The 17,847-nt window shown below is 47.8% G+C and carries 17 protein-coding genes; 11 read left to right on the top strand and 6 right to left on the bottom strand.

All coding sequences use genetic code 11. The features are described 5' to 3' along the window. Positions 1-25: 25 nt before the first annotated feature. Positions 26-1,114 carry a peptide chain release factor 1 gene (gene prfA / locus F905_RS06405; protein ID WP_005178710.1) on the top strand — a complete coding sequence of 363 codons (1,089 nt, stop codon included), beginning with the start codon at positions 26-28 and terminating at the stop codon, positions 1,112-1,114. Further along, the gene (prmC, locus tag F905_RS06400; RefSeq protein ID WP_005178709.1) at positions 1,114-1,941 is read left to right on the top strand and encodes a peptide chain release factor N(5)-glutamine methyltransferase; all 828 of its coding nucleotides are present in this window, start codon (positions 1,114-1,116) and stop codon (positions 1,939-1,941) included. Before prfA ends, prmC begins: the two co-directional genes overlap by 1 nt. On the opposite strand, the gene F905_RS06395 is transcribed toward prmC, so the two are convergent. The 3 genes from F905_RS06395 to F905_RS06385 all read right to left on the bottom strand — a co-directional run bounded on the left by F905_RS06395 (position 1,938) and on the right by F905_RS06385 (position 4,592). Next, entirely contained in the window at positions 1,938-2,849 is a 912-nt protein-coding gene (locus F905_RS06395) for a bestrophin family protein (RefSeq protein ID WP_005178708.1), read from the bottom strand. The two genes, prmC and F905_RS06395, sit on opposite strands and share 4 nt — an antisense overlap. Positions 2,850-2,998: 149 nt before the next feature. Further along, complete coding sequence (locus tag F905_RS06390; protein WP_005178707.1) at positions 2,999-3,349, bottom strand: hypothetical protein; 351 nt, start codon at positions 3,347-3,349, stop codon at positions 2,999-3,001. Positions 3,350-3,572: 223 nt separating this feature from the next. Beyond that, positions 3,573-4,592 carry an AraC family transcriptional regulator gene (locus tag F905_RS06385; protein WP_005178705.1) on the bottom strand — a complete coding sequence of 340 codons (1,020 nt, stop codon included), beginning with the start codon at positions 4,590-4,592 and terminating at the stop codon, positions 3,573-3,575. 159 nt (positions 4,593-4,751) lie between these two features. On the opposite strand from F905_RS06385, the gene F905_RS06380 reads away from it, so the two are divergent. From F905_RS06380 to F905_RS06370, 3 genes are all read left to right on the top strand, one after another. Then, the gene (locus F905_RS06380) at positions 4,752-5,522 is read left to right on the top strand and encodes a 3-hydroxyacyl-CoA dehydrogenase (protein ID WP_005178702.1); all 771 of its coding nucleotides are present in this window, start codon (positions 4,752-4,754) and stop codon (positions 5,520-5,522) included. Positions 5,523-5,700: 178 nt separating this feature from the next. Further along, the gene (locus F905_RS06375) at positions 5,701-6,837 is read left to right on the top strand and encodes an acyl-CoA dehydrogenase family protein (protein WP_005178699.1); all 1,137 of its coding nucleotides are present in this window, start codon (positions 5,701-5,703) and stop codon (positions 6,835-6,837) included. Between the two features lie 298 nt (positions 6,838-7,135). Then, entirely contained in the window at positions 7,136-8,776 is a 1,641-nt protein-coding gene (locus tag F905_RS06370; protein ID WP_005178696.1) for an AMP-binding protein, read from the top strand. Between the two features lie 182 nt (positions 8,777-8,958). Here the strand turns inward: F905_RS06370 and F905_RS06365 are convergent, their stop codons facing one another. Further along, positions 8,959-9,459 carry a pyridoxamine 5'-phosphate oxidase family protein gene (locus F905_RS06365; protein WP_005178694.1) on the bottom strand — a complete coding sequence of 167 codons (501 nt, stop codon included), beginning with the start codon at positions 9,457-9,459 and terminating at the stop codon, positions 8,959-8,961. 24 nt (positions 9,460-9,483) lie between these two features. Between F905_RS06365 and F905_RS06360 the strand changes: the two genes are divergently transcribed. The 5 genes from F905_RS06360 (at position 9,484) to F905_RS06340 (ending at position 12,776) form a co-directional block, all read left to right on the top strand. Then, positions 9,484-9,759, top strand: coding sequence for a hypothetical protein (locus F905_RS06360; protein WP_034597819.1), 276 nt, complete (start codon positions 9,484-9,486; stop codon positions 9,757-9,759). After that, positions 9,753-10,526: a HesA/MoeB/ThiF family protein gene (locus F905_RS06355; RefSeq protein WP_005178689.1), complete on the top strand. Its 774-nt coding sequence runs from the start codon at positions 9,753-9,755 to the stop codon at positions 10,524-10,526. Before F905_RS06360 ends, F905_RS06355 begins: the two co-directional genes overlap by 7 nt. 59 nt (positions 10,527-10,585) lie before the next feature. Beyond that, positions 10,586-11,884, top strand: coding sequence for an ABC1 kinase family protein (locus F905_RS06350; RefSeq protein ID WP_005178687.1), 1,299 nt, complete (start codon positions 10,586-10,588; stop codon positions 11,882-11,884). 117 nt (positions 11,885-12,001) lie between these two features. Continuing rightward, entirely contained in the window at positions 12,002-12,382 is a 381-nt protein-coding gene (gene folB / locus F905_RS06345) for a dihydroneopterin aldolase (RefSeq protein ID WP_005178686.1), read from the top strand. Continuing rightward, positions 12,339-12,776 (top strand): 2-amino-4-hydroxy-6-hydroxymethyldihydropteridine diphosphokinase, encoded by a 438-nt coding sequence (locus F905_RS06340; protein ID WP_005178682.1) that lies wholly within the window; start codon positions 12,339-12,341, stop codon positions 12,774-12,776. Before folB ends, F905_RS06340 begins: the two co-directional genes overlap by 44 nt. A gap of 168 nt (positions 12,777-12,944) precedes the next feature. Here F905_RS06340 and coq7 read toward each other — a convergent pair whose 3' ends face one another. Together coq7 and F905_RS06330 are read right to left on the bottom strand one after the other, a co-directional pair. Continuing rightward, the gene (coq7, locus tag F905_RS06335; protein WP_005178679.1) at positions 12,945-13,580 is read right to left on the bottom strand and encodes a 2-polyprenyl-3-methyl-6-methoxy-1,4-benzoquinone monooxygenase; all 636 of its coding nucleotides are present in this window, start codon (positions 13,578-13,580) and stop codon (positions 12,945-12,947) included. A gap of 4 nt (positions 13,581-13,584) precedes the next feature. Next, entirely contained in the window at positions 13,585-14,904 is a 1,320-nt protein-coding gene (locus F905_RS06330) for an MFS transporter (RefSeq protein ID WP_005178676.1), read from the bottom strand. Between the two features lie 177 nt (positions 14,905-15,081). On the opposite strand from F905_RS06330, the gene F905_RS06325 reads away from it, so the two are divergent. Continuing rightward, a complete protein-coding gene (locus tag F905_RS06325) occupies positions 15,082-17,832 on the top strand; it encodes an autotransporter assembly complex protein TamA (protein ID WP_005178673.1) in 2,751 nt (916 codons plus the stop codon). The last annotated feature ends 15 nt before the right edge of the window (positions 17,833-17,847 follow it).

The raw sequence follows: 17,847 nt of genomic DNA, 5'->3' as shown, positions 1-17,847 counted from the left end.
CCTGTATATTGAGATAATTTGCACAATGAAAGAATCGTTACGTTTACGATTAGATCAACTTTCTGACCGTCACGAAGAATTAACGGCACTCTTGGCCGATGCTGAAGTCATTTCCGATAACAAACGCTTTCGCCAGCTGTCGCGCGAACACAATGACCTGAGCGAAATTACCGAAGTCTGGGGCAAATATACCCAGGCCGAAGCCGATATTGAAACGGCTGAAGCAATGCTGTCCGATCCTGACTTTAAAGAGATGGCGCAGGAAGAGATCAAGGAAAACAAGGCATTGATTGAACAGCTGGAAGCGGATTTAAACATCCTGATGATTCCTAAAGACCCGAATGATGCCAACTCTGCCTATCTGGAAATTCGTGCCGGCACCGGTGGTGATGAAGCGGCAATTTTCTCCGGCGATTTATTCCGCATGTACAGCAAATATGCCGAATCTCAAGGCTGGCGCATTGAAGTGCTGTCAGAAAACGAAGGCGAACACGGCGGTTATAAAGAAGTGATTTGTCTGGTTAATGGTGACGGGGTCTATGGCCGCCTGAAATTTGAAAGTGGCGCACATCGTGTCCAGCGTGTTCCGGCAACTGAATCGCAAGGCCGTGTACATACGTCCGCCTGTACCGTGGCTATTTTGCCTGAAATTGATGTCGATACTACAGTTGATATTAACCCGGCAGATTTACGTATTGATACCTACCGCGCGTCGGGTGCCGGTGGTCAGCACGTCAACAAAACTGACTCTGCGGTGCGTATTACCCATATTCCAACCGGAACGGTAGTGGAATGTCAGGAAGAACGTTCGCAGCACAAGAACAAAGCCAAAGCCATGGCCTTATTGGCCTCACGTCTGGAAAATGCCAAACGTGCTGCAGCAGATGCTGCCACTTCGGAAATGCGTCGTGACTTGGTCGGTTCCGGTGACCGTTCCGAGCGTATTCGCACCTATAACTATCCGCAAGGGCGGATGACCGATCATCGTATTAACTTAACTTTATATAAGTTAGATGCAGTGATGGAAGGTGATTTAACCGAATTGCTGGACAGCCTGCACCGTGAATATCAGGCCGATCAGCTGGCTTTACTTGCCCAGCAAAATGGTGGCTAATGAAAATTTCCGATGCACTGGCCATTCGTGGCGTAGCAGACAGCTACGAACGTCAGGAAAATCTCTGGCTACTGGAGCATATTCTAGGTTTATCTGCCTTGGCGCTGAAATATCAGGCCGATCGTGAGCTAAGCCCAGAACAGGAACAGCAATATCTTGCGGGTATTGCCCGGATTGAAGCAGGTGAACCCTTGGCCTATGTCACCGGTTCACAGCCATTCTGGACACTGGATTTAAAAGTCACACCAGATACCCTGGTGCCAAGACCAGATACCGAAGTACTGGTAGAAAGCTGTTTGCAACTGGATTTACCGGCACAAGCGGCGATTATCGACTTGGGTACCGGCACCGGTGCGATTGCCTTGGCCTTGGCATCGGAACGTCCGGATTGGCAGGTGACTGCAACCGATATTTATCCGCCGACTCTGGCGGTTGCCAAAAAAAATGCGCAGACGCATAACTTGGAGCGGGTAGAGTTTAAGCTGGGTGTCTGGTTTGCTGCTTTAGGCGTTCCTGCCGAGCCGAGGTTTGATCTGATTGTGTCGAATCCACCGTATATTGCGGCTGATGATGTACATATGAAAGATTTGGCCACCGAACCTGAACGGGCCTTAGTGGCGGCCAAGCAGGGCTTATCTGATCTTGAGATTATTATTCAGCAAGGCAAGCACTGGTTAAAACCGCAAGGCTGGATTGCTGTAGAGCATGGTTATGATCAGGCAGTAGCTGTGCAAAATATCTTTAACGATGCCGGTTTTGTTGCGGTACGCACCATTCTGGATTATGGCGGTAATGATCGGGTGACTATCGGCCAACTCGGCGATTAAGTCAGGTTGCCTTTAATCGCCTGAATGGCCGGAGGTAATTCTTCACCCAAGGCACTCAGCATTTCCCGTTCGATTAGCCGGACCATGGCACTCAGTGGCAGGTCATTGTCTTGCAGGCCAAACGGTTCTTCCAGCTGTTCGCTTAAGGCATCCAAGCCCAAAAACAGATAGGCAATCAATCCCACCAGAATGGGGGTCCAGATACCTAAATTCGCCTCTAAACTAAAAGGCAGAATAAAGCAGAAACAGTACACGGTGCGGTGTAGCAATACCGAATACGAAAACGGCAAAGGTGTGGTCAGAATCCGGTCACAACCGGCCTGAATATCCCCTAAGCTGATAATGTGCTTGTTCAGGCCATGATAGACAATATCTGACAGTTCGCCGCTGTGCAGGGCCTTGACCAGATCTTTCTGAATCTGTTCCAGAATAAACTGGGCGGCATTAATATGCCCAAACAGCGCCTGATAATCGGCCGGGCTTAAATTGACCTTGTTATGATAAAAATCAATCGGCTCATTCTGGGTGCGCAGCCGGTTTTTCAGTAAATTGCTAAACAGCATTACCCGATACATCAGCACCTGACGTTCGGCGGGCGGCAACACATAGGAATCACGGGCAAGATGGCGTGAGGTGGCAATCAGCTGCCCCCATAATTTGCGGCCTTCCCACCAGCGTTCATAACTGGCAGTATTTCTGAAACTGAGGAAAATCGACAGGATAACCCCGAAAATGGTAAAGCCAATCGCGGGCACGGCCGGCGCCTGTACATAATGATGCGAGGACAGATAGACCAGCACGGTGGAAATGAACACCACCATCATTAAGGCCGGCATGACCTTGGGCAAGATGGTGCCTGACCATGCAAAAAGTAATGCGAAACTGTTGCTTTTATCCCGAATAATCATAGTGCTTCTGCGCGGATGCTCAGCCGTAGTGTTCCATAGCCGGACAAGGCAATGCAAGCCGTATACGTTGGGATGATTCAGTATAATCCAGTCAAAAAAAGTGACGCCGTAGCGTCACTTGAATAAGGCGTTGGGTAACTGCTCAAGATTTACATTGGATAATCTTGCAGACAGTCAGATACTTCCACTTGAGCCAGGCTATCGGTTTCTAAAGCCAGACACAGCGCTACAATTTTTGCCGTTTCGCTCAGGTTTTCATCTTTAAGTGCTAAGCCTGCTTGTAAGGCGTGCAGATCTTCCTGAGGAATATCTAAGGCTTGTGCCGCTTCTAGCGCATCTTCACGATCAAAAAATGCCGCCATCGCATTACGTAACTGATCTTCAGAGGTGTTGAGAATGCCTTGATTCAGCAATTCATCAAGTTGCTCTGAAGGAGTAGAAAGTGCGTGATTAAAATTTTGAACCAGATTTTGTGCAAGCACATCAATCATCTTAAGCATGGGAACCTCTAAAGATGGAGTACAACAAGGAGGAGGAGGGATTACAGCCAAAATTGCATAGAATCTATGCGATAAATTGAGTGAAAATTAATCTATTTTGGTGTGATTGGCAATGCTGTTACGATGAATGACCGGTTCAAATACTGCACTTGAAATGCCAAGTGCTTCATATTGCAACTTATATTTAAAAGTTCTGAGTTAAAAATATCAGCATAAATAACGGCTAGCTTTTATTCTGCCGGTAGGCCCCCGGATTTAAGCCAGTCCACTTTTTAAAGGCTCGGTGAAAGGCACTTGGATCATGAAAATTCAGCCGTTCACTAATATCTTGTAGCGATAGCTCGGTTTTCGAGAGTAGTTCAATCGCGGTATCGCGGCGGATTTCATTTTTCAGTTGCTGATAGCTGGTACCTTCCTGTTTTAAACGGCGCTGAAAAGTGGCGCCTGACATATTCAGCTGTCGGGTTAGTTCATGCAGTTCCAGCCATTCGCCCGGTGGGCGCTGCATCAGTTGTTTGCGAATCATCGTGCTTAACGCATGCGGATTTTTAAAACGCACCAGCAGGTTATACGGGGTTTGCTGTAAAAAGCGTTTCCAGCTGCGCTCATCCTGCTTGATTTTTAGACCCAAAGCCTGCGCATCAAAATAGATTCGGTTGTCGGGTTGTTCATAGCGAATGTTTTCACAAAAGCGCACCCGATAATCTGCATCATCGCTTGGAGCCGGGCATTTTAGTTCGATTTTTTGAATGGCAATGCGCTGTCCACTGAGCCAGCAGATCAGGCTATGCACCAGCATTAAATAAGTCGCATAACTGAACATGGCTTTGGGCTGCGCCCGATCATGAAGGGTCAGCACAGCAGCATCTTTGTTGAGCTGCAGCTCCCCGCGCAGATCATCCAGAATCAGGTTGAAAAACTTTAGAATCTCTTTCAGTGCGGTTTCAATGGTATCGGCAGAGTAGACCCATTTGGACAATAAACGATAACTGCCACGGCGCAGCGGATGGCTGTCCATACCAAAAAACTCATCATTCATGGCATCGGCCAGGGCAATCCACAGCTGCCCATATTGCAGCACCGACACCCGCGCTTTGGCCGAATGCATCAGCTCCAGCGGAATACCGGCCCGGGTCAGAATGGAGTGAATTTCCACCCCTTGCTGCTGGGCGGCTTGCAGTGCTTCATGCACCAGTGCAATAGAAATGGTGCCTTTACTATAATGCAAATGGGATGGCGTCATCGCGTGTCTATTCAATTTAAAATTATGTTAAAAATGCTATTGTTCAAAGGCATCATGCAGGATGCTGTATTTGGAAATTGTACTCAAGCTGGAGTCTGATTACTCTGCATCTTAAGTCGAGTATGTGTCATTGATAACAAAACTATTTGGGAAAATAAAATGAAGATTCAAGGAAAAGTATGTGTGGTTACCGGTGGTGCATCTGGTTTGGGCGCTGCTACTGCACAGTATCTGGTGGAGCAGGGGGCCAATGTCATTCTGGTCGATATGAATCAGGAGCTGGGTACGCAAATGGCACAGCAATTGGGTGAAAAAGCCCAGTTTAAGGCGCTGGATGTGACCGATGAAGCCGCGGTAGAGCAATTCTTTGCCGAGATTGAGCAGCACTATGGCCAGTTAAATGGTCTGGTCAACTGTGCCGGCATCGCACCTTCAGCCAAAGTGCTGGGCAAAGAAGGCTTACATAGCTTAAGCATGTTCCAGAAAGTGCTGGACATTAATGTCAGTGGCAGCTTTAACATGATTCGTTTTGCTGCGCAGCTGATGGCCAAATATCAACTGCAAGCTGGTGAAGAAGAGCGCGGTGTAATTGTCAATACCGCTTCAGTGGCGGCGTATGAAGGACAGATTGGTCAGGCGGCCTATTCTGCGTCCAAAGGTGCGATTGTGGCGATGACCTTGCCGCTAGCGCGTGAACTGGCCCGTGAATCGATCCGCGTGATGACCATTGCACCGGGGATTATGGAAACACCAATGCTGAAAGCCTTTCCACAGCATGTGCAGGATGCTTTGGGGCAGATGGTGCCATATCCACCGCGTCTGGCTAAGCCACATGAATTTGCCCAGTTGGTAGGACAGATTTTTGAAAATGGCTATTTGAATGGTGAGGTGATTCGTCTGGATGGTGCGATCCGGATGCAGCCTAAATAAGTACAATGCTTAAAAAAGCAGCCCTTTGCTGGGTTAAATAAATAGCCTAAGTAAATAAAAATAAGATAAACCCATCTGGTCTGGTTGTCGTGCTGATGCTGCAGCTAGACCATCCCCCAAGTTTTTAGATCAGCCAGCGTACTTCAGCCGAATCCAACGTAATGAGAACGAGAAAGCAATGATTTTAAATGAACAACAAAAAATGGTTCAGGACATGATGCGTAGCTATGCGCAGGAGAAATTGAAACCGACCGCAGCCGAACGCGATAAAACCGCACAGTTTCCGGCACAGGAACTGAAAGAGCTGGGCGCTTTAGGTGCACTGGGTATGACTGTATCGGAACAGTGGGGTGGTGCCGGTCTGGATTATATCTCGCTGGTGCTGGCTTTAGAGGAAATTGCCGCAGGAGATGGTGCGATTTCGACGATTGTGAGTGTGCAAAACTCTTTACCGTGCGGCATCATTCAGCGTTATGGCACTGAAGCGCAAAAACAGCATTATCTGACCAAACTGGCGACCGGTGAATGGTTAGGCTGTTTTTGCCTGACCGAACCGCAAGTCGGTTCCGATGCTAGTGCCATCGAATGCAAGGCTGAACGTGATGGTGACAGCTGGATATTAAATGGCACTAAGCAGTTTATTACCACCGGTAAACACGCCCAGCTGGCTTTGGTCTTTGCTGTGACCGATAAATCTGCTGGCAAAAAAGGCATTTCCTGCTTTTTGGTCCCGACCGAGAACCCCGGATATATCGTATCGCGTTTAGAAGACAAAATGGGGCAGCATTGTTCCGATACGGCGACTATTGTGCTGGATCAATGCCGTATTCCAGCTGATCATCTGCTCGGTCAGGAAGGCGAAGGCTATAAAATTGCTTTGTCCAATCTGGAGTCAGGCCGGATCGGGATTGCTGCCCAATCGGTGGGGATGGCGCGTGCTGCTTTAGATGCCGCCGTGGAATATGCCAATGAACGTAAAGCCTTTGGGGTTGAGATCGTGCAACATCAGGCAGTGGCTTTTCGTCTGGCCGATATGGCCACGCAAATTGAAGCGGCGCGTCAGTTGATTTTGCATGCAGCCAGCTTAAAAGATGCCGGTTTACCGTGTTTAAAAGAGGCTTCGATGGCCAAACTATTTGCTTCAACCATGGCAGAGCGCGTCTGCTCCGATGCCATCCAGATTCATGGCGGTTATGGTTATGTGTCCGACTTCCCGGTAGAACGGATTTACCGCGATGTTCGGGTTAGCCAGATTTATGAAGGCGCTTCGGATATTCAGCGTTTGGTGATTGCCCGGGCTGTGACCCAGTCTTAAACCGGCGTTGATACAGCAATATGTCCAAACACGGCATCACGATTGAGGCCAATGGAAATTGCAGTGGTGCCCTCCTTATGCTGAACTGAAGCATAAGATGTTATTCATCATCTAACCCATCTCCCATGTGAAGACCGCTTTGCATGGGTACAATCTAAAAATAGCCGTATAAGAAATAACCCTGCAGTCGGATGGACTGCAGACCATCAGCCCGATGGCATGAAAACAACAAGGAACACGTTCTGCAATACGGATGTTTTTGCAGATCAATCGCCCCGAAGGATAAGAGGTTGCCCCCATGAAAACGTTGCAAGACGCCTATCAAGATTTTAATTTGGAACAACTGATTGCTACCCAGTTAAAGGGAACGGCACAGGCGCTGAATGCCTATACCGAATGCTGTGGTCGATATTGCGGACAGCAGCACACCGCTTTGATCTGGGAAGGTAAGCAGGGTGAATCAGCCCGTTGGAGCTTTGATCAGCTGGCTGAGGCTTCGGGCAAGCTGGCCAATTATTTTCAGGCCATGGGTTTAAAAGCAGGCGACTGTATTGCCGGTCTGCTGCCACGTACTCCGGAATTACTGATTACCGTATTGGCCACCTGGCGCATGGGCGCGGTCTATCAGCCGCTATTTACGGCATTTGAATCGAAAGCGATTGAACACCGGCTGGAGGCTGCCAATACCCGCTTTATTGTGACCCATACCGAGCAGCGCGCCAAACTGAGTTCGTTGCAGCAGATTGGTATATTAACCGTCGGTGCCGAAGCCGCTGGAACAAGTGATGCCGATTTCTGGCAGCAGCTGAATCAGCATTCTGCCAGTTTTGAGCCGGTACTGCGCAGCTTTGAAGATGACTTCCTGATGATGTTTACTTCCGGTACCACGGGTCTGGCAAAATCGGTGCCGGTGCCTTTAAAAGCCTTGCTGGCCTTTAAAGGTTATATGCAGTATGCGGTCGATTTACGTGCTGAAGATTCGTTCTGGAATCTGGCCGATCCGGGCTGGGCCTATGGGTTGTATTATGGCATTACCGGGCCGCTCAGTCTGGGGCATAGTATTATCATGGATGAACGACCATTTAGTGTCGATCATGCACTGGAAGTCATTCAAAAATATCAGGTCAGCAATTTGGCCGGTTCGCCAACAGCCTTTCGTATGTTCTTTGGCTTTAAAGAAAAATTTGCCGGTGTACCTAAAACCTTGCGCGTGGTCAGCAGTGCCGGTGAGCCACTAACCCCAGAAGTTATTCACTGGTTTAAACAGGATCTCGAGGTCAATGTTTACGATCAGTACGGACAAACTGAACTGGGCATGGTGATTGCCAATCATCATGCGCTGGAACATCACAAAAAAGTGGGCTCGGCCGGTTATGCCATTCCGGGACATCGTTTTGCGGTATTAAATGCACAGCATCAGGAAGTTGCCGCGGGTGAAATTGGCACGCTGGCGCTGGATGAATCACAATCTCCATTAATGTGGTTTAAAGGCTATGCCGGACATAACCGTAAATCCTTTGTGGGCCAGTACTATTTAACCGGTGATACGGTGCGTTTAAATGAGCTGGGCGGAATTGATTTTATTGGGCGTGCAGACGATGTCATTACAACTTCGGGCTATCGGGTCGGACCGTTTGATGTCGAAAGCACCTTGCTGGAATGCGAGGAAGTGCTGGAATCAGCCGTGGTGGGTAAACCGGACCCGGCGCGTACTGAAATCGTTAAAGCCTTTGTGGTGCTAAAAGCACAATTTGCTGCAAGTCCGGCACTGGAACAAAAACTACAGCATTATGTGCGTTCACGTTTATCCAAACATGCTTATCCGAAAGAGATTGAATTTGTCGAGGCTTTACCTAAAACCTCCAGCGGCAAGATTCAACGCAATATCCTTAAGCAGCAGGAAATTGATAAACAGATACTGTTGGAAAAAGTCAGTTAAGAGGAGATAGAAGACAATTAAAATTATTTAATTTATGTAATTTGTATGTCATTACATTTGGTTTCTTGATATTGATTTTTATCAGTTTTATTTTTATCTATAAAAAGTCACGCAAGAATCTGCAAAATACAGGTCAAAGCGTGACTTTTTTTTATGGCTATTTCAAGGCGTATATGTGGCTGTTATAAATCCATTTTCTGGTGTTCAGAATTGGGTTCACCAGTTTTACCGGTCAGATTGCCTTTCAGTACTTTAAATAACTGGGTGACTTTATTGTCGGTGACATTCCAGTATTCGGCACTAATCGCTTCTGCCACCAGAACACGTACCGAAGGATCATCCTTGCCATTAAACCAGTTTTCCGCCCATGGATTCCAGAGCTGATCAATCAGGGCGCGATCGGTACTGATTTGCGCATGCGCACTCATCGACACATAAATCCCATCTGAAGGTTTGGAGAACGCCAGACCAATCTGGTTACGGCCGCTGGTCACTGCTGTAACCAGATCATTGCTGTCACGCAAAATAAAATACAAATTCTGACGTTCATGCAGCTTTTCAGAATTGAGCATGGTCATTGGCTGTGCATGAATTTCTTGGGTTTCGGTGTGGTGACTGATCATGGTGAAGCGTACATCTTTAATCAGTTCCCATAATTTGTCGCGGTTATGTTGATCGTTCATGTGCTTTGCTCCTGATGTCAGTAAATGCGCTTTTACGCAAAAGAACTCATTCACAAGCAGAGTAAAACGATTTTTGTGCTTCGCGTAGCGGTCTCACCTAACTCATACAGATTCAGGGTAAAACAATATCTGCGCTCAACAAAAGCGCATCAGGCAAGACAGTTGTTTACATATCATCCAGACCAAGAGGTTATACATAAAATGAAAAGCAGTGAAATCGAAAAAACAGCGGGTAAGGCTGTTAAAAAAAATCAATCGAATTACACTATAGCCAGCAAAAAACAGGAAGATAAATGGTGACACTTGAGGATAACTGGCAGGAACTGAGCGATGCAGAAATGCATTTATATAGTCGCCAGATTTTGCTGGATGGCTGGGATATCGAAGCGCAGGAAAAATTAAAACTGGCCAATGTGCTGATTGTCGGCTGTGGCGGTATCGGCTGTAGCAGTGCTGAACTGTTGGCGCGCGCCGGGGTCGGAAAAATCACCCTCATTGATGCCGATACGATTGAAATCAGTAATTTGCAACGTCAAATTGCCTATAGCGCAGAAGATTTAGGCTTCTATAAGGCCGACATTCTGGCCAAGCGTCTGCAAAAGATTAATCCGCATATTCAGGTACATGCCATCACAGCCAAACTGGATGACAGCAATGCTATCGGACTGATTGCCCAGCAGGATCTGGTTTTAGATGGCTGTGATAATTTCAGTACCCGTTATCTGGTCAATCGTGTTTGTGTGCAGCATCAGGTGGCGCTGATTAGCGCCTCGGCTATTGGTTTTCAGGGCCAGCTGTTTATGGTGGAAGGCGATTCGGCTTGTTATGAATGCCTGTTTCCAAAAGAAGATCAGGCCAATGAAAGCCTGCGCTGCGCCGATTCCGGTGTGCTGGCCACGACTCCGAATGTGATGGCCAGTTTACAGGCACATCATGCCTTGATCTATTTAGGACTGGGAATTGCTGCGTTAAAACAGAAGCTGCTGCTCTGGGATGGGCTGAGTTTAAAACAGCGCCTGCTGGCATTTGAAAAAGACCGAAATTGCCCATGCTGTCAGGCAAGATAAATCTATCTGACATCAATTTTTTGCTACACTGACTCAAATTTAATTTCATCGAAGACATTATGAAAAACAATATCTGGTTAGATGGCCTTCGTTCCATGGCGCGTATGGGCGAAACGGCGGTCGTGGCGGCCAAAGCCGGCCTGAAATATGCGACTGAAAAACCCAGCAATGCCAAACTGATGCGTGAAACCTTTGAATCGCTCGGTTCAACCTATATCAAGCTGGGACAGTTTATTGCCAGCACGCCATCTTTGTTTCCACGTGAGTATGTGGAAGAGTTTCAGGGCTGTTTAGATCAAACTCCATCATTGCCGTTTAGCTATGTACAGCAGGTGCTGGCTTCAGAATTCGCCGGGCGTGATTTAGGCGAAATTTTTGCCTCGATTGATGAAACCCCGCTGGCTTCGGCTTCCATTGCCCAGGTGCATGCTGCCAAGCTAGTCTCGGGCGAAGATGTGGTGATTAAAGTCCAGAAACCGGGTGTGGAAACCATTTTATATACTGACCTGAATGTGCTGCACTGGGCCACCAAGCTGCTGGAAAAAGCCGTACCAAAAGTAAAATTCGCCTCTCTGGCCGATATTGTCGAAGAAATTAAAGTCCGTATGGTGCGCGAAGTCGACTTTATTGAAGAAGCCAAAAACCTGGATGATTTTGTCAATTATCTGAACCTGACCCAGAATCAGGCTGCAACAGCGCCGAAGGTTTATCATCAGTATTCCACTCGCCGGGTGTTGACCATGCAGCGTCTTTTCGGGGTGCCTTTAACCGATTTTGAAGTGGTAAAACAGTATGCCAAAGACCCGTCGCAGGTGTTAATTACCGCCATGAATACCTGGTTTGGCAGCCTGATGATGTGTAACAGTTTCCATGCCGACCTGCATGCTGGCAACCTGATGCTGCTGGAAGATGGCCGCGTCGGTTTTATTGATTTTGGTATTGTCGGGCAGCTGAAGCCTGAAGTCTGGACGGCCTGTATCGCCTTTATGGATGCCTTGCAGAATACCGACTACACGCTGATGGCGGAAAACATGCTGAAAATGGGCATGACCGATACCCAGATTAACACCCAAGTGCTGGCGCAAGATTTGGAACGTCTGTTTAGTGGTGTACTGCTGGCCGATCCACAGGAAATCCTCAGTTCAAATCCGGCCGATTTAAATGACATCATGATGGATATGGTGGCGGTTGGTGAACGTCATGGCATCCGTTTCCCGCGTGATTTCGCGCTGCTGTTCAAGCAAATGCTGTACTTTGACCGTTTCATGCGTATCCTGGCGCCGTATACCGACATTTATGCCGACCAGCGCTTGCAGATGGTACAAAGTATGGACCCAAATCTGCTGCTCAAACATTAATTTATAGACATCGCCCAGCTTTTATATAACAAGCTGCTGCTACATCGCAAAGCGACACACGTGATGCTGATGTAGCAAGCAGGTGATGATTCACGTTATACACGCCCGAGTAATCCGATGGACGCAATTATTATTGAAGGCTTAAAGGTCGAAACAGTGGTGGGCTGTTTTAACTGGGAGCGTCAGATTATCCAGCCTTTGCTGCTGGACTTAACCATTCAGTGCAGTCTGGAGCAGGCTGCCTGTTCTGATGAACTGGAAGATACCCTGAACTATGCCGAAATTTGCGAAATTTCTGCGCAAGTGATTCAGGCCGCTCAGCCAAAATTGATTGAACATGCAGCAAAGCTGGTGCTGGATGCACTTTTTGCTCACTATCCTACAGTTGAATCGATTATGATTAGCATCCGCAAGCCTGCCATTATCCCGCAAGCCCAATCTGTAGGAATTCGTCTTGAACGCCACCGAAACGATTTTCGCCCTAGCACTGGCGAGTAATTCTCATCCTGAACAGCATTTTCAACAGGCATTTGCTGCGCTGTCGCGTTTGGGGCGTTTGCAGTGTTCCTCGATTTATCTGATTCCGTGCCGGGATGGGATTGGTGCGGATTACTGGAATGCCGCCTGTCTGCTCAAGAGTGAACACAGTGTCGAGCAGATTCTGGCCTTGCTAAAACAGTTAGAAGCAGATTCCGGGCGGGTACGACCTTCACATCAAATCAGTTTAGATGTGGATTTAATTGCTTGGGGGACAAGCCTGGAGCAAATGCAATTTAATCCAAAGAAATTACCGCTGGCGCTGGATGTAAAAATCCCGATGTTTGAGCTGTGGCACAATGCGGCATTTGCCCACCAGCCCCATCCATTTCCTGTGATTCAATGTTCAGCGTGAAGATGACATGACTCATCAGCAAGCCCGGTTTTATACCGGGCTTTTTAAATTAAGTAGATAAATTGGTCGTGTTGATTTTACTTAAGCTTGCACACGCATGATAAAACAGCCTGCGAGGATGCAGGCTGTTTTTGGAATCTTTCATCAAACATGATGAAGATAAAACGCTTAAATATAATAACTAGTCTTGGTCATCAGTTTTGAAATACCGGTCATAGCAATACGTACAGGCGCAGGGAGATCAACCCCGCCTGCATTTAGCGCCGTATCACGATGATGCAGCTCATCCTCGTTCATTTGTTCCAGAATTTTGCGCGAGCGTTCATCATGTGCTGGCAATTGACGAATATGATCTTCTAAATGCAGGCTGACCTGACGCTCAGTTTCAGCGACAAAACCTAAGCTATATTTGTCTCCGGCAATTCCGGCAATAGCGCCCATGCCAAAAGATAGTCCGTACCAGACCGGATTGAGCAGGCTGGTATGGCTATCCAGTTCTTTTAAACGGTCTTCACACCAGGCCAAATGATCCTGTTCTTCAATGGCGGCCTGTTCCATTTCGCGGCGTACATTCGGGAGCTTCGCTGTCAGTGCCTGACCATGATACAGCGCCTGCGCACAAACTTCACCACTATGATTGACCCGCATTAATCCCGCCACATGACGCGCTTCACTCACTGCTAATTGAGTTGGAGTATTTTGCCCAGGATTATCGCGCTGAGCCGAGGTGACGCCCGGAACCAGGCTGCGTAAGGCCTGATCAAATGAATGAATAAACTTGTCGAGACCGGTGTAATGACGCATGAATTTAATCCTCCAGAGGGTCTGCTGCAGTATCAAGCATAGACTTGAGTTTAAACAAGAGCCAGATGGTGAATATGGCGCTTAAAACAGCAGTAATGCAAAACAGAATTTTAAGGTCAATTTGCAGCACGCTTAAAATAATAATCGAGAAGATGGCTGAAGAAACCATAAAAATCGCATTTAAAATGTTATTGGCTGCCACCACCCGGGCACGATGCGAGCGCAGTGAATAGGCCTGCATCATGGCATATAGGGGCACAATATAAAAACCGCCACTAATACCGAGCAAGGTCACGGCCAGCATCACATGATAATAACTCCAGCCTTGCTGAAAGACTTCGCTTAAGCCCAGTAGTTCACCAGTTTGTGGTGGTACAAAGGCCAGTGCAGCAGCCAGATAAAACGCAAATACGGTTAAACCGACCGCACCAATCGGCACCATCTTGATATTTACCTCGGTGCCGCCAATTTTACGACAGAGTAATGAACCGACACCAATCCCGACCGAGAAGAAAGTTAGCAATAAGCTGACCACATTTTCAGAAGCATGCAGGTTTTGCTGGGTCAGCTGCGGAATTTGGGTCAGATACGTCGCGCCATAAAACCAGTACCAGGAGTTACCGAGTAAAATCAGAAAAATCAGCGGCAGGTTTTTGGCATATTTTAAGGTTTGAATACTGGTACGGAAAAAGTTCCAGTCCACCTGTAACTGCGGTGCAGCAATCGGCTGTTTTAAAATAAAACGGCTGGCAAGATAACCGACCACGGCAATAGCCAGCACGGTCAGGCTGATCCAGAGTAAATTACCAGCGGAGAGGGAAATCACCGCGCCGCCTAGAATCATCCCGACCAGAATGGCAATTGAGGTGCCGGACTGGAACAGCGCATTTCCCGACATCAACTCATTCGGTTTCAGGATTTCTGGCAAAATCGCATATTTGATGGGACCAAAAAAGGTCGACTGGGTGCCCATTAAAAACAGGGCAAACATCAGCAGCCATAAGTTGCCAATCAGGAAGCCGACCGTGGCCAGTAACATCACCGCAATTTCCAGCAGTTTTAAATAACGCACCAGCTGCGAGCGTTCATATTTATCGGCAATTTGTCCGGCTGTGGCCGAGAAAATAAAATAGGGCAAAATGAACAGCAGTGCCGCCAGATTATTCAGGGTGCTGATACTGCCAGATTGCTGACTGATCCAGCCATAGGTAATCACCAGCAGCAAAGCCTGCTTAAACACGTTGTCATTCAGCGCGCCCAGAAACTGGGTACAGAACATGGGCAAGAAGCGTCGTGTGGCTAGCAAATTTTCATTTTTTTCCATAAGAAGTGGACTTCATTAGTTTTATTAAGAAATGTGACCAATTGATATAATTGCCCGAAAATCATGTATGATATTTTGCAGTGTTTTCACTGTTGAAAAAATCCAATAAATTAGAGTCTGTTAGCGAACATTTCATTGCGGATTTTTCCATTAAAAAGATTAAATTTAGAGTTTTCTATGCTTGTGAACCGAACTTTTAAAAAGTCTGCGCTGTCTAACAGTATGCATGCCATAATTCAGTGGAGGCATTCCAGACAACTTTGTCTGAGCATCTTTTTAAGTTTAGTCGCACAGCAGGGCTTTAGTCAAAATCCTCCCGCAGTGGCGGAACCGGCGAGCGATCCGGTCGCATCGGCCGACATGAAACAGGAAATTCGCGATCTGGCGCTCAGCCAAGGCAAAGATACCCCTGAAGAATTAGAAAAAATTGAGAATTTTCAGGTGCCCAGCACTGAGCCGGACAGTCTGGAGATGTTGCAACAGCAGCAAAATAGTAGTGAACCGATAGCCGCTTTTCAGCCAATTGAACTGGAAAATCTGGATGATTTACCGGTAATGCCGGTCGATGCCAATATGGCCGCAGAAATTTTCCAGATCGCTGAACAGGCCAAACAGGAAGCACGCCAGTATCGCGCCGAGCAGAATACCGAAGTACTGATTAATGATGCCACCCAGCAGGAACTGGCCGAAATTAACCAGTCTCCGGTCAATGTCGACCAGCTCATGGACAGTATTCGCGCCGACAGCCAGATTGTGGTGGAAGCGAATACCTCCGGCCGAACCCTGACTGAATTGGGCCTGAATACAGAAGTGGCCGATGCCGATAAACCGGGGTTTTTCCGGCGCTTGCTGTATAAGGTACGTCCACCGCGTGAGTTAAATACTGCACGGGTGCCCCGGATTAGTGCCGATGTGGTGATTACCGGCGCCGAAAATAGTGGTGAAGTTTCCGCAGAGGCCTATGCCACGGCACTGGAAAATCTGCGTGCCAATGTGCGCGGCAAACTGTCCAGTTTTACCCAGGAATCTTTTGCCGATTTTCCCTCGGCTTTACCACAGCTGCGTTCTTTATCTAATCAGGCGGCACAGGCCGTCGGCTTTTATCATGCCGAATTCAAGTTTGAAAAGCTGAATGACAGCCGGGTGCGGGTTCTGGTCACACCAAATACACCGGTGCGTGTGCAGGAGCAGAATATTGAATTTAGCGGCCCAGGTGAGAATCTGGCACAGTTCCAGGTAATTCGCGTCCTGCCCGATCAGGATGTGGGCGATGTGTTTCACCACGGTCTGTATGAAGAGACCAAAACCCGGATTAATGATGCTGCCTCCAATAACGGTTTCTTTGATGGCTATTGGCGCCTGCATGACGTGAAAGTGGCGCAGCCGCAAAATACTGCCGATATTAATCTGCGCTATGAAACCGGCGAGCGTTATACGTTGGGGCCGGCCCAGTTCCGGATGAGCGATTCGAGCAAAGAATTTCCTCTGGATATGGATATTCTGGAAAGCATGGTGCCGTGGGAAGATGGCGCCGATTATACTTTCTGGCGGGTCAACGGTCTGGCCAATAACCTGACCAACTCACGTTATTTTAACTATACGTTGGTCGATACCATGCGTCCCGATCCGCTGGAACGCCCAACAGAGTTGCCACCGGATATTCAGGCCCTGGTTGATCAGCGCAAACTTTCCGCTGAAGACTTCCAGCCGGTTCAGGACCAGAAAGATTTAAGCTCGACTGAAGAAGTGACCCAGTCAGTGGTGGATGAAGACCAGTTTGCCGGCACTCAGGAAGCCGAGCAGAATGAAAACATCCGTCAGCTGCGGGTCGAACAGGAAACCCAGCAGTCAGAAGAAGAACGGCTAAAAGAACAGGCACGTCTGGAAAAGAAAATTCCGGTGATTGTGACTTTGAACGCCGACAAGCTGAACAGTGCAGAAGTCGGTGCCGGTTATGGCACAGATACCGGAATGCGTGTACGTGGCCAGTATCGCCGGGCCATTGTTAACCGTCGTGGTCACTCCTTCGATGCCAACCTGGAACTATCTGAAATCCGCCAGTCTTTAGATGGCCGCTATAGCATTCCCTATAATCATCCACTGAATGACTATATTACTTTGGTGGCCGGTTATGAGCGTGAAGAGCGTAGCGATGTTTCTGCCGGCAATGACCTGTTAATTGAATCGGCAGTGGCCGGCGCCGACCGGATTATTAAAAACCCGCGTGGCAGCTGGCAACATGCTTATGGTCTGCGTTACCGTCTGGACCGTTTAACCCAGAACGGTGTGGTCGATATTGACAAGATTCCTGACGCCTTTATTGGTAATGGTTCCACCGAACAGCAGTCTTTACTGTTCGGTTATGAACTGTCGCGCACCGACAGCAGCCCGCGTGTCAATCCGACCCGTGGTTTCAAGCAGATTTATAAAGTTGAACTTGGCAGTGAAAGTCTGTTGTCCGATGCTGATATGGCAATTTTGAATGCCGGCTGGCGTTTTATTTATTCTCTGGGTGAAAATAACGATCATCAGTTTGTCGGTCGTGCCGATTTGGGTTATATCGTGACCGAAGATTTTAGCAAAGTGCCTTATAATCTGCGTTACTTTGCCGGTGGGGATCAGACCATTCGCGGTTTTGACTTTAAGAGCCTGTCTCCGCAAATTGATGGCTTTAAAATTGGTGGACAAGCACTTGGGGTGGGCTCACTGGAATATAACTATCAATTCAGGGAAGGCTGGCGCGCAGCAATTTTTAGCGATTTTGGTAATGCCTATGATGCCGATTTTAGCAATCCGACCGAATACAGTGTCGGTTTAGGGGTACGCTGGGCATCACCAATTGGCCCGATTCGGGTCGATGTTGCTTCGGGCATTTCGGATGAGAATCATCCAATTCGTCTGCATTTCTTTATTGGCTCGCAATTATAAAATTAAGATTTAGAG

Source organism: Acinetobacter sp. CIP 53.82 (assembly GCF_000369465.1).
Lineage (GTDB): Bacteria > Pseudomonadota > Gammaproteobacteria > Pseudomonadales > Moraxellaceae > Acinetobacter > Acinetobacter indicus.
Note: the sequence above shows the minus strand (reverse complement) of the source record. Positions and strands in the feature narration are given on the sequence as shown.